This window comes from Prosthecobacter dejongeii (assembly GCF_014203045.1).
Taxonomy (GTDB): Bacteria; Verrucomicrobiota; Verrucomicrobiia; order Verrucomicrobiales; family Verrucomicrobiaceae; genus Prosthecobacter; species Prosthecobacter dejongeii.
The window spans coordinates 1,256,591-1,281,416 of the sequence record NZ_JACHIF010000001.1 but is presented as its reverse complement, the minus strand read 5'-3'; the positions used below and the strand labels follow the sequence as shown (position 1 = coordinate 1,281,416).

Below are 24,826 nucleotides of genomic sequence, written 5' to 3'. Positions count from 1 at the left end.
GACTTATTGGAACCAACGAGTGAAAGAATCAAATGTCTGCGAGGCCGCCTCAGCCGCCGCAGCCTTCTGTTCGGGATGGCGCAGTGCCCAATCCTCGGCCCAGGCACCAAAATCCCGCCACTGTGGGACGGTGGCCTCCGCATAACCTGAAAAAAAACGTCCGCCCGTCTCGGGAGTAACTTCCAAATGCTGCTTCAACAGACGGGTAATCACCTGCCCACCCAACGTCGAGCCCTCAAGCACATACAGACAGCCGACCGCTGCCCCTGGTGGGGTGAGATCTGGCAAGGCGGTACAACGTGGCAAAGCCGAAATGTCCTGAGCCGTGAGCCCTAGCGCCAGTAAATCCTCGGTTAACCAGGGCGTCTTTCTCCGGGATTCAAAGTCCCACCCTTCTGACCGCCAATCCAGGGCCTGGGCGAGGTTTTCTTCCAGAGGTTCATAAAGAGAAAAAAAGCGCTCCAGCAGTTTCACATAGCTGGTTTTGGATTCAAAATAGCGGACGATGTCCAGTTGCTTTTCCAAGGCCGCATGCACGACGGACGTCTGCGTTTTTAGATCGTGAAGGAAAGCCATGCGAGGTGAGGGGGAGTTTTTTCGAAACTCTATCGTATCTGATCTGCCAAGCGGTCTTGCCCTAAACGCGAAAATGCAGCGTAGGCTTTAGAAGGCCCAAAAAAAAGGCCTAAATTCAAGTGGCTGACATCCACTCGAGAAATCCTACCCGATGCAACGGCGATGAATTCCCAATCTGCGCTCGGCCCTGGAACTCCCTACCCCCTCGGGGCCACCCTCAAATCAGGGGGTGTGAACTTTGCCCTTTTTTCCGCCCATGCAGAAAAGGTGGAGCTTTGCCTTTTCGATCAAGCCGAGGGCGGGCAAGAAACACGGATTGAGCTTCCCGAATGCACGAACCAAGTTTGGCATGGATTCATCCCCGGGATCCAGCCTGGCCAGTTGTATGGCTACCGAGTTTATGGCCCTTATGCACCCGATCAGGGTCATCGTTTCAATCCCCACAAACTCCTTTTAGACCCGTATGCAAAGGCGATCGGTCGCCCCTTGAAGGAGTGGGATGCCAGTCTGTTCGGTTACAATTTGGAAGATGAGGCCCTGGATCTTTCTTTCAATGACCAAGACTCGTCAGCCCATGCCCCTCTCGGTATGGTGGTGGATCCGCATTTCGACTGGGATGGTGACACTCCACCAGAGACCCCCTGGCATCGCACGATCATCTATGAGCTGCATGTCAAAGGCTTCACTCAAAAGCTCACCTCTTTACCTGAAAATCTGCGCGGCACCTATGCGGGTTTGGCATCGGATGAAGCCATGGATTACCTGAAAAAACTGGGTGTCACAGCAGTGGAGTTGCTGCCAGTGCATCACCACCTGGATGATTCATTTTTGCAAGAACGCGGCCTAACGAACTATTGGGGATACAACACCCTTTCTTACTTCGCCTTTGAGCCGACGTACGCCTCCACTCCAGACCCGCACGCGGCCATGCATGAATTCAAAGGCATGGTCAAGCGCCTGCATGAAGCCGGCATCGAGGTGATTCTCGACGTGGTTTACAATCACACGGCGGAAAGTAGTGAGCGCGGGCCCACCCTCTCCTTCCGTGGCGTGGACAATGCCTCCTACTACCGTCTGTCTCAGGAGCATCCTCGTTATTATGAGGACTTCACGGGCTGTGGCAATACGCTCACCATGGAGAACCCCTCCGGCCTACGATTGCTGATGGATAGCCTGCGCTACTGGGTCACAGAGATGCACGTGGACGGGTTCCGCTTTGACCTAGCCAGTGCCCTGGCGCGTGAGCTCTATGGCTGGAATAAACTCAGCTCTTTCTTTGACGCCATCGGCCAAGATCCTGTCCTTTCAACAGTTAAGCTCATCGCCGAGCCCTGGGACATCGGCATGGGCGGTTATCAAGTGGGTAACTTCCCCACCGGCTGGGCCGAATGGAATGGCCGCTACCGCGATGAAGTGCGCCGCTGCTGGAAGGGCAACGACCGTGCCAATGAACTTTCCAAACGCCTCAGTGGCAGCGCGGATCTGTATAACCACAGTGGCCGTGGCCCGCATGCCAGCGTCAATTTTATCACTGCGCACGATGGCTTTTGCCTGCGCGATCTGGTGACCTATAACGACAAGCACAACGAGGCGAATCTAGAAGACAGCCGCGACGGCGCCAACGACAACGAAAGCTGGAACTGTGGCCACGAGGGGGAAACCGAGGATCCCCAGATCCAGGCGCTGCGGCTGCGCCAGGCCAAGAACCTGCTGGCCACCCTCTTCCTCTCCCAAGGGGTGCCAATGATGCTGGCAGGCGATGAACGCTGGCATACCCAGCAAGGGAACAACAACGCTTACTGTCAGGACAACGACATCTCCTGGCTGTCCTGGGACCTGGACGCGACGGCGACAGAGATGGTGGAGTTTACCCGTCAACTCATCGCCCTGCGGCAGGAACAACCCGTGCTAGCCCGCAAGAATTTCCTCATGGGTCAGGCTCTGGAAGAAGGCCAGCCAAAGGATGTCATCTGGTGGAACCCTGAAGGCCGTGAAATGAATGAGGCGGACTGGGACGCCGGCTTCACACGCTGCTTTGGCATGTGGCTCCCAGGCAGCACCCTGCGCGAGATCGGGCGAAATCACCAGCCACGCACCAGTGACTCTGTCTTTGTCCTCATGAACGCTCACTTTGAAGACGTGAATGTCACCCTGCCTCAAGCCGATGGTGCCCCGTGGCAGCTCCGTCTCGCCACCACAGAGTTGAAGCTGGACAAGCGCGCCCGCAAGACGCCCCAATTGGCCTGTCCCTCCCGCTCACTGGCGGTCTTCATCTCAAAACGCGCCGCCTCTTAAAGACGCATCAGGACCATAGATTGCGATCCAGGGTGCGGTAGTTCACCGCTTCCAGGATGCTATCGGCATCGATCCTTTCGGCCTCTTTCAAGTCGGCCAAAGTGCGGGCGACTTTTAAGATGCGATCGTGCGCACGGGCGCTGAAGTTCATCTGCCCCATGGCATGTTCCATGAGGCCGCTACACTCTGCATCCAGCTCGCAGTGCTTCTTGATGAGGCGCGGTGTCATGCCGGTATTGGTATGCACACCAGACAGCCCTTTAAACCGGGCTGCCTGGATGGCGCGGGCTTTTTCCACCCGGTTGCGGATGCTTTCTGAAGACTCCCCTGGCTGCGCATTCGTCAGGGCCTTGAAGTCCACGATGGGCACCTCCACATGCAGATCAATGCGGTCCAAGAGCGGACCACTGATGCGCTGGCGATACTTTTGCACCATGACGGAACTGCAGCGGCAATCACGGCGCGTGTCACCATAGAACCCACATTGACAGGGATTTGAGCGGCGGTGATTCCGAGCAGAAACCGTCAAATCCCACCACTGTCAGAACAAAGGTCTATCGGTTCCGTGCCCTTAGATCAACATTCGGGGTGCAGACCAGACGCCCTTAGTCATTACCACCAAATGGAAGTTGATAATCAAGCTTTCCAGGCGCATTGGGGTAATCTAAACCAGTGACTGGATATCGACGGGTAGACACACCAACGCATGGCCTTCGTGCGAAGGTAATCTCGATACACCGTGGAAAGGAAACATTCCCTATCTCAAATAACTCAGAATAATTATTACCGTGAACATGCGCGATAAAATACTGGAAAGAAAGTTTTCGCACGATATTTAATAATCTAAGGCGGTAAGCCTCTTGACCAAGCCAATGAAATTCGACCGTTAGACCGACCACGTTAATTAAATTTGTTGGCTTTAGATTTTCCAAGACTTCATACTCAGCACCTTCTATATCCATCTTGAGTATGACAGGACTATGGCTGTAGCCAAGCTTTTGTAAATGTTCGGCGAAAGTGCCAAAGGACGGCTTGGATGCGGGCGCGATCCCTTCCGAAAATAATTCAATATTCTCGGTGCTTTTTACCGAGGCAGGCAATTGACGAATGGTATGATCGAAAAGAAATGCTTTTTTGCCTGTTTGGCGCACGAAATGTTCCTCGAAAGAAATGTCCCACCCAACACCATAGGTAAACAGAGCTGTAGCCTCTTCCAGCATGCGCTCAGTTACAACATAACCGCCATCTTCATTCCTGCCCAGTCGCAACAACTCTGAGCTGGATTCCATAGGTTGCAACACCTTTAAAAAAACATCTGATGATAACATATTATATATTTAATACTATTGTCTATGCCGCAATGGGAAGCAAATCAGCCACACTTGCTGATGATAGAGGCATGGCTTTGAAATGTCTTATCAGCAACGATGCGTATAACCCCCTCTCCTAAGTGGTGTGCAGCTAGCTGCCATTTATTTTATTTCAAGTGATGATGAATATCGGGACGATTCCCCCAATCGGCCACATGACGCAGAGAACCGCGATCTGGCGCTCATTCAAGATATCTAGCGATTTCAATAAATAGCCCAGAAGTGCTCCGGCAATGAACCAAAGAAGCAGACAAGCCATAAAGGTATAAAAAGGTTTGTATCATTGAATTAAGGGCAAGTTGAATTGTTGTTTTTGTTAAAAAGGCCCGCCACGCTATTCGTCACTATATCTACAAATCCTCCTAGGTTGGCTGTCGCTGCTCCCAAGACATTTCCGATACTGGGTCCTAGCGCCGATTCACCAGAAGATTTTGTCACAATTCCTCCACTAGTTAAGAGGTTTTTACCTCAAGCAGCTACAGAAATTGAGCTGCTTCAAAAACGTCCTCATAACTTCATGGGATACTGAGAAGCGGCATACTTTGGAATATTTCTCTCATTGGATACGGCATTTTCGGAGACTCTGAAAGCGCGTTATGAAGCATCCCCAAAGTCAACTGTATCGAGTCTTTTTTGTTTAACTCTGCTCAGATTGATGGGTTTCTCGCCTTAACCGAAACCTTTTCTTTAGATAACCGTGAAATCCTAACAACAAGGCAATGAATCCTAGACCCGTGAGGAATCTCAGGTTTCTGATAGTGGGCTCTATAGAGGTTGGCTGACATCGAGCCTTTATCCATACTATAACGGATTGAGGCACAATGGCTTCGCCTAGCTTAGCTGAGTACCAACCAACAATAATAATGTAAGCGCTAAATAAAATACCGAACCACGCTTCCTTTTTCCAATCAGTCGATAATCTTTTTTTCATGGGCATGTATCGCTATAAATATTTTCTGCCAGACCAAACAAAGAGCCCACAGCGCTGGCCAACCCTGAACTCACAAATCCGATCGCGGCATCAGCAGCTCCAACTACCGCTGCAGATCCCGTTATACCAAGTCCACCGGCAATCAGGCCTCCTCCATAACCCAGGGCACCGCCAATAAGACCGCTCGTAATCACACTTGCCGCACCACCGCCTTGTGCCGCAGCTGATAACGATGCCGAAATTCCCCCTGTTATAGCGGCCCCCAAGGCAATATTACCAGTTGCCCCCCCGACCGCGCCTCCAACAAAACCAGCCAAGGCACTGGCAACAGCATCACCAGCTGAGCCGCCGGTTGCAAGGGTTAACCCTGCACTGACAACGGCTCCGACAACTCCTCCTATTAGTGCTGGTATCAAAAAGGCAAAATTACCATAAACATCAACATAGTTCGACGGATTGTTACCAACAAATTGATAAAGATTAAAATTCACAGACGCGAATTCTCCCAATCTATCATGGGAGAGCCATCGTCCCAATTCCGCAGAATAGTATCTGAAGCCGTAGTTTGCCCACCCCGTCGCAAGATCAATAAATTCCGTGTGGAATAACAAATTCCATTGGCTAGAAGAAGCTGCTTGGGGAGCAAAGTTGGAATTGTAATAGGTCGTTTTACCGAATGCACTGAATCCAAATCTCTCTACAACATTTCCGTCTACATTACACAGGGCGATGATATCCATATCGTCGCGAAGTCCATAGAGCCGTTCGCTAAGAATGCCGTTGGTTGTTGGAGATCTATCTCTGAGGATCAATTCCCAACGATCAGACGGATTCCATACATATTGCTGCTCGGGATTTGTGCCACCGTTACTGCGCTCCTCGATGCACCGCCACTGACTGTTATAATAAAAGTGCTTGGTGGTCCCAGAGACCGTGCTGGTCGTTCGTCTATGTTGTCCATCATATCGATACTCAGCCAAGAGGGTCCCTCCCTCATTCTGAATTAAGCACAACCGATTCCAGGCATCCCATACCATTTTTCGGGCAGCTCCTTTCAGGTTTTCTCCGGAAGGTGTCTCTATCATGTTGCCGTTAGCATCATAGTCTGTGTGGCGAGTTTCAGCACTGTCAGGATAGATCTGGGTGATCTGGTTACCCCGGTTGCTGATCCTCCCTTGGTTGATGTCCACGACACCGTCGACTTGACGTTGGTATTGCTGCCAGTTTCCGCTGGCGTCATAGGCAAAGTTTTCCTGCCAAGCTGGCGTGCCTCCAATAGCCGTACGGTTGATATTTAGCACTCCCTGTTGACGTTGAGTCACCTGATCCAATCCGTCATAGCTAAAAACCTGATCCTGAAATCTAGCGGCTGGGGCCAGCAGATCTTTTCGCCAAGTCTTAAATGAGGCACGATCATATCCCCACTGGACATTCACCAGGACATCGGATGGATCATTTATCTTTTGCCATAGTGTCTGCTCCAGACGACCAAATCGGTCATAACCTGTGTAGGGATCTCCGCTGTCACCATCAGGCATTCCTGCTTCTTTCTTCCATCGCCTTTGAATATTTGCTCCGTGAATAGTGCTGACTACGGGCATACTGACACCCACGAACTGGTATTCCGTCAAAGTCTCCATATCGTCATGAACGGAGCGCACCCGATTAAGAACGTCATCAATGCTGCCGCTTTCACCATATTCATACGCAATGGCTCGACCATTAGGATAGATTATGCCTGTGCGTCGCAGTATATTGTCTTGTGTGCCTGTACATTGGTATTCAACTCTGGGGGTATTGTTGTCAACAACGCCGCTATGACTTTGCGCATCTGCAAGCAGGCAATCTATACCGTTATACGTAAGACGGACCTGATTAACAACGCTACCAGCTCCCGGACCGGGCTCGCTACCACTTGTTAGATATTCGACCCGTCCTCGACTATCGTATGTGGTGCTTATACGCCGTACTAACCCATCAACCCCCGGTGCCAGAGTTGTGATTCCATCATCTATCAAACGTCCCAGCTTGTCGCGGCGATAAGCATGAACATTGCCGTTCGGATCTTTGTAACCTGCCAATTCTCCCTGACGATTGTAAGTCATCCGTTCCGTCTGCCCGTTTGAATAGGTCTTACTGACCGCCAAATCACTACGTGCCACTTCACTCGAAACGAGCGTGGTCCCGTAGTCCCATGTTGTTATTTGATCACCTGTCGCCTGATTGCAGACGATCAGGCGAGCTAGGCCACCATCAGGCGCATACTCAAAGCGACTGATGCGACATTCGGCACCTGCTACGTCTATTTCGCCGACAGATTTCGCAGACACGGTAGACGAATTTGCAATGAGCCCCGACTGACGACCAGCCGCGTCCCGAAATGTGACCGTAGCCGTGCCGTTGGGTGCAATGGAGACTGATAACCCTCCGTCAACAGCATATTGTTGCTCCGAAACAAGGATGATATCAGAGGGTAAATGATGCACGGGGGAACGAACAAAGGGAGCCCCCCCATTCGTTCCGCAGTTGACTGAATAACGCAGACGCCCGATCGGATCTCGATACGTAGCTATGAAAGTGTCCCGTGATTTGGGCTGTTCTCCGTGAGGTCCTTTCAATGGGCCAAATCCGTCGGTATCGTCAAACCGAGCACGGCTAGAAGTCTCAACTTCCTGGCCTGCTGGATTATAGACAGTCCAATCTTCCTTAATCACAACATCAAGATCAACGCTGTTGGTATTCACATTCTCTGTAGAGCCAGCTTCCGCTACGGTGTAGACTGCGATAGACCGGTTCATCGAATCGAACACGGTTTTCTTTACCACCTTTGCGCCCGGCTGGGATTGCTTGATTACATTTCCGTTCGGATCGTACCATGTCCGAGCATGCAGGGAGCTTCCGAGGCTGCCATTTGAGTTCACATAAAAGCGCTTTTGCTCATACATCCGCCCATTCGAGTCGTAAGACATCGTTACCTCGTGAGTGCGATTACTTTGGGCAATACTGGTATGATAACGAGACTGCGTAGTCGCACGGCCCAAATTGTCATAGGCAGTCGTGGAAAAGACGTTGGATGATCCGTCGTTAACCTTTACAATGGTCGCGAAATTGCGATAATTATACGTAGTGCTGAGGACCCGATTATCTCCAGAGGTATTATTCACGGGTTCTGTCACCTGGGTTAGGTTTCCGTTTCCACCCGAGCTTCCTCCGTCATACTGCCCCAACCAGACGGGTCTCATGTTGTTTGCCGGATCGCCACCTCCAGATGGATCATTATCAGTTGCGCCAGAGTCATTGGTACCCACCCAGGTTGCAGTGAGCAGACCGCGTGCATCGAGGACGCTTCGGCTGACAGTTCCGCCAGGAGATATTGTGCGCCGGAGGCGACCCATCACATCATATTGGAAACGCTGCGCGTTATAATTTGCGCCCTCGAGCCCTTCTCCTGTGGAAGGAATCACATGGTAAACACGGGTTTCCTGGATTCTGCCCCACGGATCACGGATATCTTCCTTCCATTTTGTCCATTGGTTCTGCGACGGCCATTCACCAGATTTGCCGAATGTATCTGGCCCCAACGGACCACAGAAACAGTCAGGCGTCGCGTCTACCTCCCGCAACGAACGCTCACTCGCGTCCAACTGAAACAATGTCACAGGTCCGGTGATGTGCCAGGAAGCCGCCGCCCCCTCATTGCTGCACCAACCTTTCGCTTGCCACAGTTGTCTGGTAACGTCGCGATATAATGAATAACTTACTGGCCGGACCCAGAGAGCGGCCTCGCCATTCATTCCAATGGTAGCAGGATCAATTTCGATGACCGGCTGCAAAGCTCTCAAAGGTCTTCCAAATACGTCTCTTACATAATCGCTTGTCAAGTGCGCGCCAAAACCAGATTTGGTAACCCAACCTGAAGGCGCGTTAGCAACCAGAGAGGTATTAACGTCCTGGATTTCCTGGATGACCGAGCTGTTGAACAGCGTGAATGAGCGATACGAGATCACGCCTCGGGGATCTTTAAGCCAGGTGGCAAACCCAAATGTATCGTAACTTTCCTGAGCGGACGCAGCTACCCCGGTCCCATTTTGTTCTATGGGAACGACCGGATAAGTTGTGGTTTTTTGCTTGATGGCAAATGTTGCCTCTCCGGCTGTTCCGGTGTACCAGGTATAAGTATATGTTGTACGGTTAGCAGTCGCGGTGCTTCCTGTGACTGGATAGATAACCTCGGCACTAACCGGATAGATTTTATGTCCGAATGCCTCTTTAATGGCATACTGAACGGACCTTAGAATGCTCGGAGAACCAGCGGTACCGTTCTTGACGACCATTTTTTCCAACAATCCTGCCACTGCTCCCAGAGAAGCATTTGTTGTCGAGTAAAAGGTCTGTTCACGGATCAGGCCTTGGTTTGTTTTCAACGTGACAACCAATGGCCCACCCGAATTCGGTTCCGTGACAGAATCCACGGCTTCTGACGATGCCAAAAGTTCCACGTCGAACTTGTGATTGTATTTCGCATACTCATACCACTTGTTTGAAACCCCTTGAGCCAAAATTTTCAGCATCACTAAACCCGCTTTATTAGTATAAACTCGTCGACTGGTTCCATCAGGTAAAAACTCTGTGGTTTTTGTATTCCAGGTATTGACATCCTGAGTACCAGGTTCTGCCGGGTTTATTTCATAGGTAAAGGAGATGGTCTTACGACCGCCCTGGAGAGATTCGATCTTAAGCCGCTTTGCAGTATCGTACTTGAAATGATAGTCGGCATACTTGGATAACGTCGAATCTGAGGCACCTGCGGGATTGTACCCATCTGCAGCCATTTGGTCATAGGCCTGCCCACGGATGGCATATTTGAGACCATGAACAAACCCATCGGACGAAGCTGCTTTGTAGTATCGGTAATATTTACGCTCAATCACTTCCCAGAGCTCACGACCAGCATTGAATTGTTCGACTGCGACGTGCTTCAAGTCTCCGCGATTTCCACCGGTGTCCGTATCGTTGTAGTACTGGTACACTGCACGCTGAACGGGATTTCCGTTAATCACCAATGTAACCACGCTCAAATATCCCAACGAGTTACCTTGACTAAAGTAGTCATACCTATAGCTCACTGCCTGATCGGCATGCAGTTGTCTCATCGCGACAACCTTCCCGCTGCTGTCATGCGAAAATTCACTTCGCCAACCTGCCTTATTAATCAATGCACGTTGCTGCCCAGAAAGTGCGCTCGAGTAAACGGTAGAATTGTCGTAGAAGGCAGTGCGATTGCCTTGACGATCAATCCAAACAAATTCCGATTTAGCACCATCATGATACAAGATATCTTCGGTCCTGTACTGAGATCGATAAACTCCGTCAGTCGTCAATGTAAACCAAAGACTGTTATTAGCGCTATCGACAATGCAAATTTTTGCGGGATGATTATTTCCATACGAAGCAGAGAAAGTGAGAGCTCTGAACTGAGGAATCAGCCAACTGCATCCATTGATACCTAAACTGTTATTGCTGAGAATATTGGCATACTCCCGATCGTGCCCCCATTGGACGCCAAAAGAGTTAAAGGATAAATCAGTTTCTTTGAACTGTAACTGTCCAGATGAATACCGAACTGGACATCCACTCGTAGATGTTGGCGGTCCCATTGTATTCGAATCGGTTGGATCCGAAGCTGTTGTCCCTTGACCGTTTTGTGCATTTCCACCGTTTTGATTCCCGTTGCCTGCGGCCGGAGCTTCGTCGGGGGGTTCCGGCGGTAAATTGGGATTAGGAGAGCCTGAGCTAGATGATCCGGATGATCCTGAACTGGACGATCCTGAACTGGACGACCCCGAACTGGACGACCCCGAACTGGACGACCCCGAACTGGACGATCCTGAACTGGACGACCCCGAACTGGACGATCCTGAACTGGACGATCCTGAACTGGACGACCCCGAACTGGACGACCCCGAACTGGACGATCCCGAACTGGACGACCCCGAACTGGACGATCCTGAACTGGACGACCCCGAACTGGACGACCCTGAACTGGACGATCCCGAACTGGACGACCCCGAACTGGACGACCCTGAACTGCTCGATGAGGACGAACTGCTTGATGAGGACGAACTGCTTGATGAGGACGAACTGCTTGATGAGGACGAACTGCTTGATGAGGACGAACTGCTTGATGAGGACGGGCTACTCGATGAGGACGAACTGCTCGATGAGGACGGGCTACTCGATGAGGACGAACTGCTCGATGAGGACGAACTGCTCGATGAGGACGAACTGCTCGATGAGGACGAACTGCTCGATGAGGACGAACTGCTCGAAAAAGAGAAAACAATCGAACCGTTGTCACCAGTGGTGAAATAAGGCACAGGTGTGTCAGTCGAATCTTCGAGCAAAGTCGGACCAACTTCTACAGCCACCAAAAATCCTGTCCCAGTGGTGGTTGGCACATTCAGGTTTTTGGATGTTAAAAGATCCATAGAGGCGCTGTTTGCCTCCAATGCCGCAAGCCATTGCTCTGACGTTACGTTTAGGGAAGCCTCCGGGAAACCAAACTCCAGGACGGTGGCATCTTCCGGCAGACCGTAATCCGCTGGATCGACTTCAACAACCGTACCAGAATTTTCTATTTCTGCCGCAAACGTCACGTAGGTGCTCATAATGAATATCGATGATATATAACCTGGACACAGGATTTATCTATCATAGGTCAGCAACTTTTTTATCTAAGCAAGAAAATTCTGGCGTTGGGAAAAATTTATTTTATTTTGTGACAAATTCCTGTCCAACCCATCAATTTCACTGCTAAGTGCCATCCATACCCTGATGCAACGAAAGCTCATTCTTAAGAATTTCTTATCGCCCGGTGACATTGTTATGCTCACGGCAGCGGTCCGAGACTTGCACCGGGCACACCCCGGAAAATTCATCACCGATGTGAGAACTCCATGCGGAGATCTCTGGCTCAATAACCCATACATTACACCACTGAAAGATGATGACCCGGATGTGGAAGTGATACCTTGCCATTATCCCATGATAAATATGAGCAATACAGGGGCGTATCACTTTATCCATGGGTTTACCCGGTTTTTAAGTGAAGCCTTGGGTGTTCCCATTCCTGTAACAGATTTTAAAGGTGATATCCATTTATCACCTCAAGAAAAAAGCTGGATGTCGCAAATACACGAAATGACGGGTACCGACATCCCTTTTTGGATTGTTGTAGCCGGAGGGAAAAATGATTTCACTATCAAATGGTGGGACCACCAAAGGTGGCAAGAAGTTGTGGATCATTTCCGTGGCCGCCTGACCTTTGTCCAAGTGGGGGATAAAAACCACAGCCACACCACCTTAAAGCGGGTCATTGATTTGCGCGGAAAGACCGACCTTCGTCAGTTGGTCCGGTTAGTCTATCATTCAGACGGAATCATCAGCCCTGTGACCTCCCTGATGCATTTGGCTGCGGCGGTTGAATTCCGTCGTAATCCAGGCGCTTTTCGCCCCTGCGTTGTAGTGGCAGGAGGACGAGAGCCAAATCAGTGGGAGGCGTACCCAGGACATCAATTTCTGCATACCATTGGGATGCTCTCCTGCTGCGCAATGGGCGGATGCTGGCGGGCGAGAACGTTGCCCCTTGGCGACGGCGATGAAAAAGATCAGTCTCTTTGCACAAACCTCTCGGGCACTCTCCCCAAGTGCATGGATATGATCTCAAGCTCTGACGTCATTCGCTCGATTGAGCTCTATTTGACCGGGCAGCCCAGGGGAAGTCAAAACAGCGCTCAGACGGATGACCTGGTAACGCTTAAAGAAAAGCAGATCCAAAGGCCAATCCCGAGAAAACGCATCATTAATCCGGCAGCAAACAAAATTGAGCTTCGAGTTGTTGGAATGCGTCGATCAGGATGTCATGCAATTATCGACTGGCTATGCAGCCTCTACCCGGGAAAAGTGTGTTTTATCAATGATGTGAACCATCAAGGGATCATCGAAAACACGCGGCGCAGCGACGCGATTACGAAAAGGGCAACTCAAGACATATGCAAGCTTGATGAAAGCAAGGACCTCTTGGTGCATAGTTATGAAGACGTCACATACTCGCAGGCAATTGAAGAGTTTTTGACACCTGACACAACAGGGACAAGCGGCGAAGTAATCGATGTGGTCATCATACGAAACCCATTCAACCTGTTCGCCAGCCGTATAAAACAGTGGCGGAATGATCCAAAAAACCTGTGGTGCATTGAGCTGCTCAACAGAAATTTGAAAGGCGTCCCGGCAATGGACCTTGCTTGGATAAAATTCGCTCAGGAGTATTTAGACCTATTGAAAAACCCACGTCAAAATGTGGTTCTAATTAATTATGATGAATGGTTTTCCAGTGAAAAATACAGATCAACCGTCTGTTCTTTTCTAAAAGCTCCGCATCAGAAAAACAAGCCTGAGACTGTTTTAGGCTACGGATTTGGCAGCTCATTCGATAGCGAAGAGTATAATGGCAAGGCAGATCAAATGGACGTTCAGAATCGGTGGAAACACCTCATGTCCGACAAGTTGTTCAACCTTATGATCCGTCGCGACCAACGCGTCTTAGAATTGACCAAGGAAATTTTCACACTGAGGTCGAAAAGCCTCCAAAAAATCATGAAAAACTTCCCATCACAACCAAAACGCAAGTCAGGCGCAGCAAAGAAGAAAGTGCCTAATCGTCAATCCAACCGCCAATAGCATCAATTAATATTCCATACTGCACGCGTCCCGGCTGGACCCTGGATCCGAATTTGACAACGTTAAGACGGCCCCGCCATCGGTGAAGCAAGATTGTATCGTCTCTCATATTTCATCATTCAGGAGCCGTTAACATGGACTTCGAGAATAGTTATATAGTCTAAATAACTTAATCCTTTGATACGGCAGTGCCAGTATTTCCGTTCCGTGTGCACTCATCAAGCCCACATATGTTAACTTTCAATTTTAATGTTGTTTGGATCTTTGGTTTACCCAGTGCAGGCAAATCCACTTTAGCCAAAGGGCTACAACAACGTTTCATTCAAGCAGAGCAAGCATGCCTGAGACTTGACGGAGATGAATTACGAGAAGGCCTTTGTAGGGGACTTGGATTCAGTCCCGCAGGACGCGAAGAAAACATTCGAAGAGCTGCTGAAGTCGCGGCACTTTCAGCAAAATCTGGCATCTACACGGTAACAGCCTTGATTACCCCCACTGACTCATATCGAAAAGTTGCGCGGATCATTTTAAAAGACGCGCCTGCACTATGGGTCTGGGCTAAGTGTTCATATGATGCATGCCAGTCGAGAGATGTTAAAGGATTATACCGTAAACAACGTGAAGGACATTTGGTAAATTTGACTGGTGCCGACGGCTACTTTGAAGAACCTTCTGCCGACGAAGCGTTGCACATTGACACTGAAAACAATGATGTATCTACCTCCATAGATCTCATTTGGGCTCAATTGACAAAGAAACATCCGTAAAACCCGCACCCCTTACTCAATGGGGTTTCGTTTGGCGCATAATTTGCAAGTTCAGTGGGTAGACTTGTTGGGGCGTTGTGTATGCGCTTACTTTTTCATGGCGTACAAGATGGGTGAGTTGGATATATAATTTCGTTCCCTTATTTGATGATCCAGCTTTTTAGCGAACCTCACAGGCTTCTCAGTTTGCTCGTCGCCAAGAAACGCTTTGATCTTCTTCTCGAGGCTTTTGGCCTTTGTGCTACGCCTATGCGCGAGCTCTTCCAACACCAACTGCAAGCCCTCATAGTCTCTGTCTCGCTTCAAGCTTTCAGCAAATTGAGCGATGTTGTTTTGCCTGATCAAGGGACGATTATTCATAAAGTGGTTTCTGGGCAGACGTCGTTGTTCTTCTTCGTTGGTAATTCTCGCGGTCGGCGGCCTTCCGACAAGAATTGCAGCGATTCAGTTTCCGGTAGAATTGCGATTTCGACTTCACCTGAAGACACTTGATGCAATGGCGGTGTCCTTCGGGGACGATCATCGGGGGTTTGCCAATACCTACAGGCTGCGCCAAAAGAACCTGGTCAGCGCTGTCACTTCCTCCCATCACAGAAGGCCTGAACTTGAAACTGATGATCTCATGATGCCGCACATGGATTTCTGAAAACAGCTCATTAAGGATGGCCTTCTGCTGATAGCGGTTACCAATCGTGGAAAAGCGAAGGGCCGCCTTCACGACCAACCGGGCCTGTAGCAATAACGAGGCGTGGTCGGGGCTTGGTTTGGGTTTCAGCGTTTGCTCAAAAGCATCACGCTCCCTCCGGATGGCCTCACGTTTGCTGCGGAGCTCATCCACCGAGAGCACCCCTTGGGCAAAGGCGTCCACGAGGCGTGCATCCCGGCGCTTAAGCTCTTCAATTTGCGTTGATGGCGCGACCGCGCTTGAGAATGGCGTGATCAGCTCACGGGTTTTCCGGGCGCTCGCCTCCAGGATCTGGACCAACCGCTCAGGCGTCGCGAGGACTTCTCCGACGAGCTTGATAAGGGCTGCTTCCGTTTCATCCTCACGAAGGTTGGGCTGTCGGCAGCCTCCCAAGTCCTTCTTATGCAGGTAGTGGTTGGCCTTGCAGACAATGTAGGTCGCCCGTGTGCGGCTTCGGCTTGTCAGAAACATTGGCTGGCCGCAACAGCCACACGCGAGTACTCCGGTCGCCAGATGGACCATAGGAGACGAGCGATTCGCCTCAATGAAGTTGAACTTGGTGAGGGCGATTTCACGCTGCACCTCCTCAAAGGCTTCTTCGGAAATGATGCCGTCCAACACCTTGTTGCGAATCACATCTTCAGGAGCACGTGCAACTTTGACCCGGTAAAGTTTGCCTGTCACACTGGTGCGCTTTGGCCCACGTTTCTGATCAATGACGCGCCAGCCCGTGTAGAGGCGGTTCTTCAGGAGAAACTTGACCCCAGCGTTGCTCAGCCCTATGCGCCGCCCAAGTTCCGAATAGTTCCGGGTCCCCTGCTGGAACAGATCAAAGAGAAGCTTCACCTTCGCGATTTCAGGTGTGTAGGTCCAGGTGTCCGTGGATCTGTCATAGCCAATCCCGAGCGGTAAGGTGTATGCATTGGTCGGGCATTTACCCTGACGTCTTTTTGCCTCCTTGGCCCCCTGCAGACGCTCACGGATAAGAGACAATTCAAAACCTGCAATGGCCCCCCGGATCGAGGACTGAAGCAGACCGCTCGAGGTCCGCAGATCGTAATCGGAATCCCCCGTGTAGATCTTCGCATCCATGTCCTGGAAGACCTGCAAAATAGCAAATCCTTGCGGCTGATCGGGCCTAAAGAGCCGGTCGAGATCTGAGCATACGATGCCACGGATTGTGCCCTCTGAAATCATCGCCAGCACCCGGCGCATTTCCGGGTGATGCACGGCCACAGTTCCCGAAACACGCAGCTCGATTGTGAGGGCTCGGTAGAGTCCTTTGACCTCGATGGTCCTTTGGTTGACGGCCCTTTGACGGTCAAGACCTGCACGGGTGTCCGCAGCCTGCTCTTCGGTGCTGACCCGTAGAATTTCAGCGACCGGGATGCCGGTCGAAGAGCAGTCAGACGGAACTGGAAAAGCGAGCGCCATGCGTCAAAAAAAACCAAGCGTTCAGGCCGCACAATTACGCGGTGTATCGGCTGCTCTGAGAGCCATAAGTTCGTGTGCGGTATGCATCACGGTTTCGGCCGCACCTTGTTTGGCGGCGGAAAGAAGACGTTCCAAAATCGCTTCCTCACGCTCAACTGAGAGCAGGAGTTCGCGAACAAGAGCGGTGGAGATTGGAGGATTGTCCCTGGTCATGGGACAATCCTCCAGCTTTCTCAGAAGAACTGAATTCCGATGTCTAGTACATCGACTAGCCTTATATCGGACCGCCTCAATCAATCCGTATCATCCATTAAATTTACACCGCAGGACTTGGAACACACCGTTCCATACCAACAAGTTCCTTCCGAAGCAGCTTTGCAAAAGTGATCCCCGCATCGCACCACAGCTTGCTGGATTTGTTCTTACCGAAAAGTGATTCTGCTGCCTCGGGTTCAAAGAGTCTGTCAGCAATAACCACGCAGCCCTCCTCCTTCACACACCCCTCACCCCACACAAACCCTTCTTTAGGATTCAGAGGCCAGAGGAGGGCCGGAACGAATTTCTCCAAATAACGTCTGCATCTCGCTGTCTCGCCCCCAACCCCCATCTCGATAAATTGGGTGAGTGCATGGCGAATTTCCACATCGGAAGCGCGCCTGACTTTTTTGCAGATGATTGAGATCAGACGATCTTTGGAAGATCGTTCTGCACGCTCCAAAAGTCGGTCAAGCGCCACGATATATTTCTGCCCAGGCTTACCGCGTGATTCATAGGTTTCTTTTGCCTCCACAAAAATGCCTTTCTCCTGAGCTAACAGAACAAGCGCCAAGCCGGAGACCATTCCCATGGCTTTCAAAAGGCCAATTCCATAAGGCTTCGAGGTAATGTCCCTGATGGCCGGGGAAACTTCCCAGATTACTGAAGCCACCTTAGGTTTCTGATCGAAGGCTCCAAGCAGCTTTGTGATAAATTCGAGATTCTTGTCAATGAGTTGCGACTGTGCCGAAAAGCGCTCCTCCATGCGGTTGATGGCATTTGCAAAGACCGATTTTGGCACCGATGAATCTGAGTGATCATCTACCAGTTTATTGGGGTTCTTCACCAACGCTGCAGCTTTGTCTGAATTGAACGGAACAGAAAACGTATCGTCCGCCAGCAGATGTCGTTGGATCCGATATGTCGGGCTCAGACCTTCTGCGACTAACTTGTAAAGCGAAGTCACGGTCACAAATGGCAGACTTAATGGGGCAGGTTTCGTGTGTGGTGTTTGAGCCATGTCAATCTAATAATTGAAATATTTTGCTTGTCAAATCGCCACCCTTACGCACCCGTCTTAGATAATATTAATTGGGTTATATCTTTATTTTTCGAACCTTCACCAAGCGGCCATTTGGCTGCCCAATTTGGCGTTTGAGATACAACATCACGGATCATTTGGTGATTTCGAATGTATTGCATCTTGTTAGACTCAGCCCTTAAAGGCCTGCTGGAATGGTGACCATGATGCGTCCGATATTGAGGTGCTCCTCAAAATGAACATCGGACATGAGGCTTGTGAATGAAGCGACATCGATACTGACCTCGTGACAGAACCAACACGAGATAACAAACAGTATAACACATTGCATAACTACCTCGCATCATGACAACGAACGTAAACATTAATAACCATGAATCGGTGCCTGAAACCCAGGCTTCGTCAGAACCTGCAGCGCCAACTGCTCCGCCGTTCACTCCCAACGATACTGAAGGCATCATCGGGACACCCAGTCAGATCAAGCACCTACGGGCCCAAATAAGCACCAAAAGTGCATACATCTCATCGGTGGTTCAGACTCATGCGGGCCAGATTATCGAAGCTGCTGGTGGTGTGAAGTTGCTGGCAGCAGTGTCGGTGTTCGAACTCCTCAAGAAGCTCGGGCATCCGCTGCCGTCTAGCAATGCCATTGCTCTCGGAGACGTCCTTGGACATAAAGGCCTTAAACTTCCAAGGATTTTCTGTCTGGGGAAGCGTCGCTACGCGCTCCATCTTACGGACAGCTCTGATGCAGAGAAAATCAAGTTCCAGAATTGGCTGGATAACCTCAACAACGACGAGCTCAAAACGCTGCTTTTTGGCTGAAATCATTAACCAGGCAGGCGGTCGTCGCTGGCCGCCTGCCTCACTTCGAGATTACTTATGTCCGATTATAAACCCAAATCCCCACGAATTGAGCAATACCTGGCGAACGCCGAGAGGCTTCTCAATTCTTCCCAAAGGCTCCATGCGGAGACCCTAATTCAGCGGTCTCCGGTACCGATTCCTGAGGATCCCGCCGAGCAGTTTGCCCTGACGGTTGAGAATCTTTTCCATGCCGATGAGATTGTGGAATTAAAAGCTGCTCGTCCGAAGTTTGGAGCCTCTAAAACTGTTCCCAGTGGACCGGATCTTCGCCGTCGTGCCGAGGATTGGATTCAGATTGCCCAGTCTGGGTCTCTGGAAGCCATCCTTGGCGAGCACCAGGGTGCTTTCATGCGGATCAACCCCGTCAAAGGCACCGGGCCAGGCAGCGGCGCGCAAGGTGTGACCAAGGACAGCGACATTGCCAGGTTTGACCATCTTCTCATTGAGCATGATGCGTTTCCTCTGGCCGTCCAGGTCAGTTTGCTGGCTGCGCTTGCGCTTCCCATCTGTGTCATCGTGGCATCAGGCGGTAATAGCATCCACGGCTGGGTGAAACTCTCTGCCAGCAACGCTGAAGAGTACACGCACAAGGCCCAAGAGATCCATAAAACCCTGCGGCTGTATTTCGGATTCGACCCCTCAACGGGCAATCCGTCGAGATTGAGCCGCGTGCCTGGCATTTGGCGTCGCGAGGCAGGCCAGCCAGCGCAACGCCAACGGCTCCTTTACCTCAATCCCACCCCTGACTTCAACCCGATCGCTGAACACTGAACCATTCTATGGAACCTCCATCTCTTATCGTGAGTCTTCAAAAACAATTGGAAACTGCAGGTCTTGCTCCGCCCCAGGACCTCAAAGCCTACGCTGAAAAAAACACTGCCAACGTCCAGATCTTCTACTCCTCGGGTGATAACAAATTTCACTTTCCACAGAGCGAAGGAAATTTTGGCGCTGTTCCTTGGCAGGGATTTGAGGCCGCCCTGCGGGCAGTGGGCGTTGAGATCCCAAAGAAGGATGCACACGCCGCGATTGAGGCACTGCGAGCCTCTATCATTACCAAAAATGGTGTGGATCAGGTGATGCCTCTGGCAGGGCACCCCATCGGTCTAACCAAGTTCAAGGATGGCACTCGTTTCCTCGTTACAAAGGATTTCAAGATGGTCCTTCCAGAAAAAGGCGATCCCGCACCGCTTCTGTCCTATCTCTGGGATTTCTTGGGCAGGCGTCCCGAGCAGTACGATTATGTCTTATCGTGGCTGAAAATTGCTGTCTCAGACGGGCTGCGTTGTTTGAAAGTGGGCGTTGAAAAAGCCCGCTTACGGCCGTCTCAGTTGCTGGCAATTGTCGGACCTCCTGGGGCGGGCAAAACCCTCTTTGTGACGCTGTTTTCAGAGCTGTTTGGTGGGACCATCCAAAATCCCTTCCCTGCCATGTCCGGGGCTGCGGATTTTCAGGGCGAACTCGCTCATTCCGTCTTCCTGGTGATGGACGACAGCGCCGAATCGGTTCGTGCCGATGCTCGTCACAAACTTGCCAAGCACATCAAAGAATTCCTGGTGGTTCCCAATCGGCGTTTCCATCCGAAATACAGGCAAGCATTCTCGGCTCCGACCTTTCAGCGCGTTCTGATGCTCGGTAATCGAGACTCGCTGGCGGTTTTCCCAGCTCCTGAGCCTGATTTCCTGGACAAATACGCGCTGCTCTGTGCTTACAGTTCCCAGGAAGTATCAGCGATCCGCAACGACGAAGAGCGAGACGCCTGGATGAACCGATATAAGCTGGCCTTGCCAGCTTTCGTCTACTATCTGCTCCACGAATTCCAGATTCCCGAGGCGATCACCGACGGTCGGTATGGGGTGAAGGCTTTCCAGGATCCGGACCTCCTGGAAGAACTTTCAAATTCCGACACGAACCGAGAACTGCTGCGCTGCCTGCGTGAACATTATGTGGAGGAGGACCAGCCTCTCGTTGCGGGCAAAATGTCGGTGTTGGGAGGCGAAGAGGATCCTCAGAAGGAGAGGTGGTGCTGGGAAGGATATTCCAAGGACTTTGAGGTGCTTGTTCAGTCCCTGCCAGCCGACCAGGGTTGGCGGCGAGAATTCCGCAATCGCCACTCGGCTGGCCTTTTGATCAAAGCCCTCGCCGATAACTATCCAGACATTGTGGAGCGTGGTACCAAAGTTAACGGTAATCGTCGTTGGCGGATCTACTTTGAGCCAAAAACGAAGAAGGGAGGGCCTTCAAAAGCAGAGGCTCTGAAAAACTATGCCGCCAAAAAGCAAACGGCTTCACAGCACGTTTTTCAGGGGATATTCCAGGAGATCGAAGAGGATTAAACGACATCCGTGGCGGCCGTGTTCTTCTTGCGGGACACGGCCGCTTTTTCTGTTTTGCGCTATCCCCCCACACACACAACCCCTCCGGGGGGAGGTTCGAGAGAGAGAAAGGTGGGGGACATGGGGGAGGTAGAAAGGCACCTTTTTAAGGAGAGTGTTAGAACGAGAAAAAGTGACGAAAGAGAGTGTGGAAAAAGAGTGAGTGAAACTGCCCCAACTCCCCCCAAAGAAAGGGGGGCAGCAAACGGGCCAGCGCCAGGATGTCACCGTGAAAAGACAGCACGCTCACCATACCCTTTCGCGTGTAAAGCAGCCAGCCGCCGCGAAGACACTGCGAGGCCTACCAAACTATGACAGTGCTGAAACCCTTGGCCGGGTCGTCTGCTCCTGCGTGGACCCGCTCCACCTAAAGGTCCCACAGCCGGCGGCCCCCGACGGGCCGTTTCGTGGGCAAGGGTGTCTCACCACTCCACCCGCTGCTTGCGCACGACTTCAAAAAGCGTGAGAGAGCTGCGATGACAGCTCCACAACTTCTCAGACGGCTTGATGCCATCGAAGGTTTTCTGGAACTAGGGGACGCCAAGGAGGCTCTGAGGCTTCTGCTCGAAATCCCAGAATGGGTGAGATTAAAAGACTGCCAGCTGCTTCAAACTCACCTTAAGGTGCTCTTGACTCAGAAAGACTGGGCCGCCGCTTCTAAACTTGCCCGCTGTTTGGTGGGTGCCTTTCCCAGCAATGCTGAAGCATGGTACGGCCTGGCTGTGGCCTACCTAAACGCTGGGGCCGTCGAGACCGCCAAGGAGGCCCTACGCAAAGCTTGTGAGCTGAACAGCGACCTAAAACTGCGTGCGCTGAGCGATCACAACCTGACCGCCCTCTGGTAATTGGGGAGCGTCTGCCGTCACAGAACTGCCGCCCTTGTCAATAGACCTGACAAGAGCCCTTTTGCTGTGTGATGACTGCGCGCAGACCGAAAATGCAATGAGCGTGAAATCATCACCCATTTCCATTCCTGCCGGACCGGCGCTCTTCCATGTCGTCCCACGACTAGCGCCGGTCAAAGGCATGAAGCCTTCTACCTGAAGCTTGCATGAGAGGCTCCGTGACAGAACTTTACTGCCGAAACCTGTCATCTCACGTCATGTTAATCCGGCCTAACCATTCTCCGCAGGCTGCAAAAGCGGCCTTCAAAGTGCCAGCAGCCGACTGGGAGGACGTCGCCAGCCGACCTGCGCCCCTAGTGCTGACACCGAAAAGACGTTTATGTTTCCAAGATTACGATTTGGCCGCCTAATAAAGCACGAGAGGGTAGCGGCCTCTAAACTGCTCTACATGACCCTTCGTTTGCAAGCTGGTAGCCGTTCAAACAGAGCCCACAGGAGCCTGTAGCAAAATGCCAAATGAAAATGCCAATCACGCAGAGTATTAGCACGACGACCGCAGCCATAAAACTTAAAGGAAGTTTATCCCGGAAAAGTTTGAAGTGCAATTCACCATCGATCCAGTCGATTTGATGCTGCCAAAAGAATTTGTAATGTGCATACCAGTCGCTGAACAGCATCTGATTACTGAGGCAGGTAGAGTTGTATTCATTCTGGAGCTCTTCAAGTCTTGAGGAGAAAGAGGACACATCCGGCGAATCGGACGCCTTGACTTCATAATATAGCGCCTTCAGGGAATTGAAAAGTCCGGTTAATTTACTCCCTACTTTGGAATATTCATCCTTCCTGCTATCCCAAGTGCTGACCCTCCAGCCGATCACACCAAGAATAATACAAGTCGCCGAAAAATATTTCTTCGCTGTGAAGTCCAAAAGGAGGAAGTAAAGACCAACAGCAAAGGTTAAAAAGCTGATGAATCCTGGAACTTTGGCTGCAAGATCAAATGTAGCTAAATGTAGCTTCGCGCCATACCCGACATTGTAACCAGCTTGGGCTATTTGTTTCTGTAGGTCTGGTTTAGTCATTGGTGGTTTCGATTGGAACGTGGATTCTGTCCTTTGCTACTACCACATCGTCCTTGATGGCAAAGCACTCGACAATGTGGTCTCCTCTAAAATTCGTCGTCTCAGTCTTTCGCATGCGTCCGCCATCTGGCCAGATCTGGCCGCGAACGCAGTCCCGGCGCTTTGCTACATCTCCTCGGTTTAAAACTTTCCATTTGATGGTGTAAGGTTCTGGAACGGTGATCCTATCCACCCAAAATTCTAGGCTCTTATTGGCAAATAATGGGGTTTTATCCGCAAGCATATTACGCAGAAGGCTAGTGCGGAATCCTGACTGCTTGACTTCGCAATCGAGCTTGAGGGTGTAGCGAATATCCACTGGATATTTGTCTTCAATAAATTCTTCTGTATTTCGCCAATTGGAGGCAGATTTCGGAATGGCTTCCTCCACAGCTTCCGTCGGAAGCGGGAATGGCCGACCAAATACTTTGCGCCATTTCTCGTTCGCGTTCTTTTGCTTTTCCGCCTCGATGGCTTCAACAGAAAGTGCGTATGCTTTTCTGGCCTTGCGTTGAAATTTCTTCTTAACTCGAACCCATTGTCGGCTGCCCGGCGCAGCATAGCGGTCCTGTTCAGGAAGCTTCCACAGGTAGAGAAAGAAGTCACGGCTGAGACAGTCGTAATACATAAAGCTCTTCGTGTCGTACTCGGAAGTTTGTGACAAGAAATTGTAGGCGAGCGTGTCCACTAAAAGACCACCCATTTCAAGCCCATGCTTGTTCCGCCAAGCACGCGCCATCTTGCACAGTCTCTTCAGATTTGAGTTCTTGGCAGTATCCTTTGCGGAGATCTCCTCCATCTCCTCTCTTGGCTTCGTAATTTTCCAGCTCCCGTCATCCTTACTGTCTGGATATTTGTAGCTACCATCGGCCTGCTCGAACACTGGCTGAACTTCCACGTGGAAATTGGTGTAGGTAACCGTGACCACAAGCCGGTCCACTTTGACGGTTGTTGAAGGATAGCGAGCTTTTATAGCGTCTCTAGCGTGCTGGAGCAGTCTCAGCTGTCCTCCATCTTCGTAGGTTGCCCATTTTCCTTGCGGCATGATATAGAGCATGTCGAGGTCCGACAGTCCGTTGATGCCTGTCTTGCGACCGAAAGAACCGACCTGGAGGGTGTTCGCGGTTTTAGATTCAGTGTCTCGAAATCTTTTATTCAGTGCCGCAGTCAGTTCACCGTATCGCAGGCTGATTGTTCCTGCATTTTGAATTACCAGGTTGTCCAGGAACTCACTGAATGTGTCCGATACAAGCATCTTTGGCTGATTGGGTGGGGGTGCGCTGCATGACAAAGGTCTCCGGGTAGGAGCACAATTCACGCCCAGTGCCATCGTAGGTGAGTTCCCGATAATGGCAAGCGGTTGAAGTCAAAGGTATTCGTGCAAATGCGCCCCCTGTGGTTCGGCGATGCTTTCGAACCACCAATCCTGAAAGTTTCAAGTTTATAGCGGAAAGCTCGTAACTACTCAATTTGTTGAAGTGAGCTTGTGTTTGTGGAGATGGGTAGTCTTGCGCGAACCATCAA

General features: G+C 51.0%; 17 protein-coding genes. 8 read left to right on the top strand and 9 right to left on the bottom strand.

Features of this window, described 5'->3' with window-relative positions:
* Nucleotides 1-3: 3 nt before the first annotated feature.
* Nucleotides 4-576 carry a biliverdin-producing heme oxygenase gene (locus HNQ64_RS05010; protein ID WP_184205968.1) on the bottom strand — a complete coding sequence of 191 codons (573 nt, stop codon included), beginning with the start codon at nt 574-576 and terminating at the stop codon, nt 4-6.
* Nucleotides 577-738: 162 nt separating this feature from the next.
* On the opposite strand from HNQ64_RS05010, the gene glgX reads away from it, so the two are divergent.
* On the top strand, nt 739-2,871 hold the full coding sequence (gene glgX, locus HNQ64_RS05005; RefSeq protein ID WP_184205967.1) for a glycogen debranching protein GlgX: 2,133 nt from the start codon (nt 739-741) through the stop codon (nt 2,869-2,871).
* A 7-nt stretch (nt 2,872-2,878) separates the two neighbouring features.
* On the opposite strand, the gene HNQ64_RS05000 is transcribed toward glgX, so the two are convergent.
* From HNQ64_RS05000 to HNQ64_RS04990, 3 genes are all read right to left on the bottom strand, one after another.
* A complete protein-coding gene (locus HNQ64_RS05000; protein WP_184205966.1) occupies nt 2,879-3,400 on the bottom strand; it encodes a magnesium chelatase subunit ChlI family protein in 522 nt (173 codons plus the stop codon).
* 76 nt (nt 3,401-3,476) lie between these two features.
* On the bottom strand, nt 3,477-4,160 hold the full coding sequence (locus HNQ64_RS04995) for an FkbM family methyltransferase (RefSeq protein ID WP_184205965.1): 684 nt from the start codon (nt 4,158-4,160) through the stop codon (nt 3,477-3,479).
* Between the two features lie 1,008 nt (nt 4,161-5,168).
* Nucleotides 5,169-10,829: an RHS repeat domain-containing protein gene (locus HNQ64_RS04990; RefSeq protein ID WP_184205964.1), complete on the bottom strand. Its 5,661-nt coding sequence runs from the start codon at nt 10,827-10,829 to the stop codon at nt 5,169-5,171.
* Nucleotides 10,830-10,902: 73 nt separating this feature from the next.
* Between HNQ64_RS04990 and HNQ64_RS04985 the strand changes: the two genes are divergently transcribed.
* From HNQ64_RS04985 to cysC, 3 genes are all read left to right on the top strand, one after another.
* Complete coding sequence (locus HNQ64_RS04985; protein ID WP_184205963.1) at nt 10,903-11,544, top strand: hypothetical protein; 642 nt, start codon at nt 10,903-10,905, stop codon at nt 11,542-11,544.
* 462 nt (nt 11,545-12,006) lie between these two features.
* A complete protein-coding gene (locus tag HNQ64_RS04980; protein WP_184205962.1) occupies nt 12,007-13,911 on the top strand; it encodes a glycosyltransferase family 9 protein in 1,905 nt (634 codons plus the stop codon).
* 230 nt (nt 13,912-14,141) lie between these two features.
* Entirely contained in the window at nt 14,142-14,678 is a 537-nt protein-coding gene (gene cysC, locus HNQ64_RS04975) for an adenylyl-sulfate kinase (RefSeq protein WP_184205961.1), read from the top strand.
* Nucleotides 14,679-14,765: 87 nt separating this feature from the next.
* On the opposite strand, the gene HNQ64_RS04970 is transcribed toward cysC, so the two are convergent.
* From HNQ64_RS04970 to HNQ64_RS04960, 3 genes are all read right to left on the bottom strand, one after another.
* Entirely contained in the window at nt 14,766-15,038 is a 273-nt protein-coding gene (locus HNQ64_RS04970; protein ID WP_184205960.1) for a hypothetical protein, read from the bottom strand.
* Nucleotides 15,031-16,797 carry a recombinase family protein gene (locus tag HNQ64_RS04965; protein ID WP_184205959.1) on the bottom strand — a complete coding sequence of 589 codons (1,767 nt, stop codon included), beginning with the start codon at nt 16,795-16,797 and terminating at the stop codon, nt 15,031-15,033. The genes HNQ64_RS04970 and HNQ64_RS04965 overlap by 8 nt, the downstream gene beginning before the upstream one ends.
* A gap of 316 nt (nt 16,798-17,113) precedes the next feature.
* The gene (locus HNQ64_RS04960; protein WP_184205958.1) at nt 17,114-18,019 is read right to left on the bottom strand and encodes a hypothetical protein; all 906 of its coding nucleotides are present in this window, start codon (nt 18,017-18,019) and stop codon (nt 17,114-17,116) included.
* A gap of 420 nt (nt 18,020-18,439) precedes the next feature.
* On the opposite strand from HNQ64_RS04960, the gene HNQ64_RS04955 reads away from it, so the two are divergent.
* The 4 genes from HNQ64_RS04955 to HNQ64_RS04940 all read left to right on the top strand — a co-directional run bounded on the left by HNQ64_RS04955 (nt 18,440) and on the right by HNQ64_RS04940 (nt 22,181).
* The gene (locus HNQ64_RS04955) at nt 18,440-18,919 is read left to right on the top strand and encodes a hypothetical protein (protein WP_184205957.1); all 480 of its coding nucleotides are present in this window, start codon (nt 18,440-18,442) and stop codon (nt 18,917-18,919) included.
* Between the two features lie 57 nt (nt 18,920-18,976).
* Complete coding sequence (locus tag HNQ64_RS04950; protein WP_184205956.1) at nt 18,977-19,732, top strand: hypothetical protein; 756 nt, start codon at nt 18,977-18,979, stop codon at nt 19,730-19,732.
* A 386-nt stretch (nt 19,733-20,118) separates the two neighbouring features.
* Nucleotides 20,119-21,297, top strand: coding sequence for a primase-helicase family protein (locus tag HNQ64_RS04945; RefSeq protein ID WP_184205955.1), 1,179 nt, complete (start codon nt 20,119-20,121; stop codon nt 21,295-21,297).
* A gap of 668 nt (nt 21,298-21,965) precedes the next feature.
* Nucleotides 21,966-22,181 carry a tetratricopeptide repeat protein gene (locus HNQ64_RS04940; protein ID WP_184205954.1) on the top strand — a complete coding sequence of 72 codons (216 nt, stop codon included), beginning with the start codon at nt 21,966-21,968 and terminating at the stop codon, nt 22,179-22,181.
* 434 nt (nt 22,182-22,615) lie between these two features.
* On the opposite strand, the gene HNQ64_RS04930 is transcribed toward HNQ64_RS04940, so the two are convergent.
* Nucleotides 22,616-23,263: an SLATT domain-containing protein gene (locus HNQ64_RS04930; RefSeq protein WP_184205950.1), complete on the bottom strand. Its 648-nt coding sequence runs from the start codon at nt 23,261-23,263 to the stop codon at nt 22,616-22,618.
* A complete protein-coding gene (locus HNQ64_RS04925; protein ID WP_184205948.1) occupies nt 23,256-24,557 on the bottom strand; it encodes a nucleotide-binding domain-containing protein in 1,302 nt (433 codons plus the stop codon). The genes HNQ64_RS04930 and HNQ64_RS04925 overlap by 8 nt, the downstream gene beginning before the upstream one ends.
* Nucleotides 24,558-24,826 lie beyond the last annotated feature (269 nt).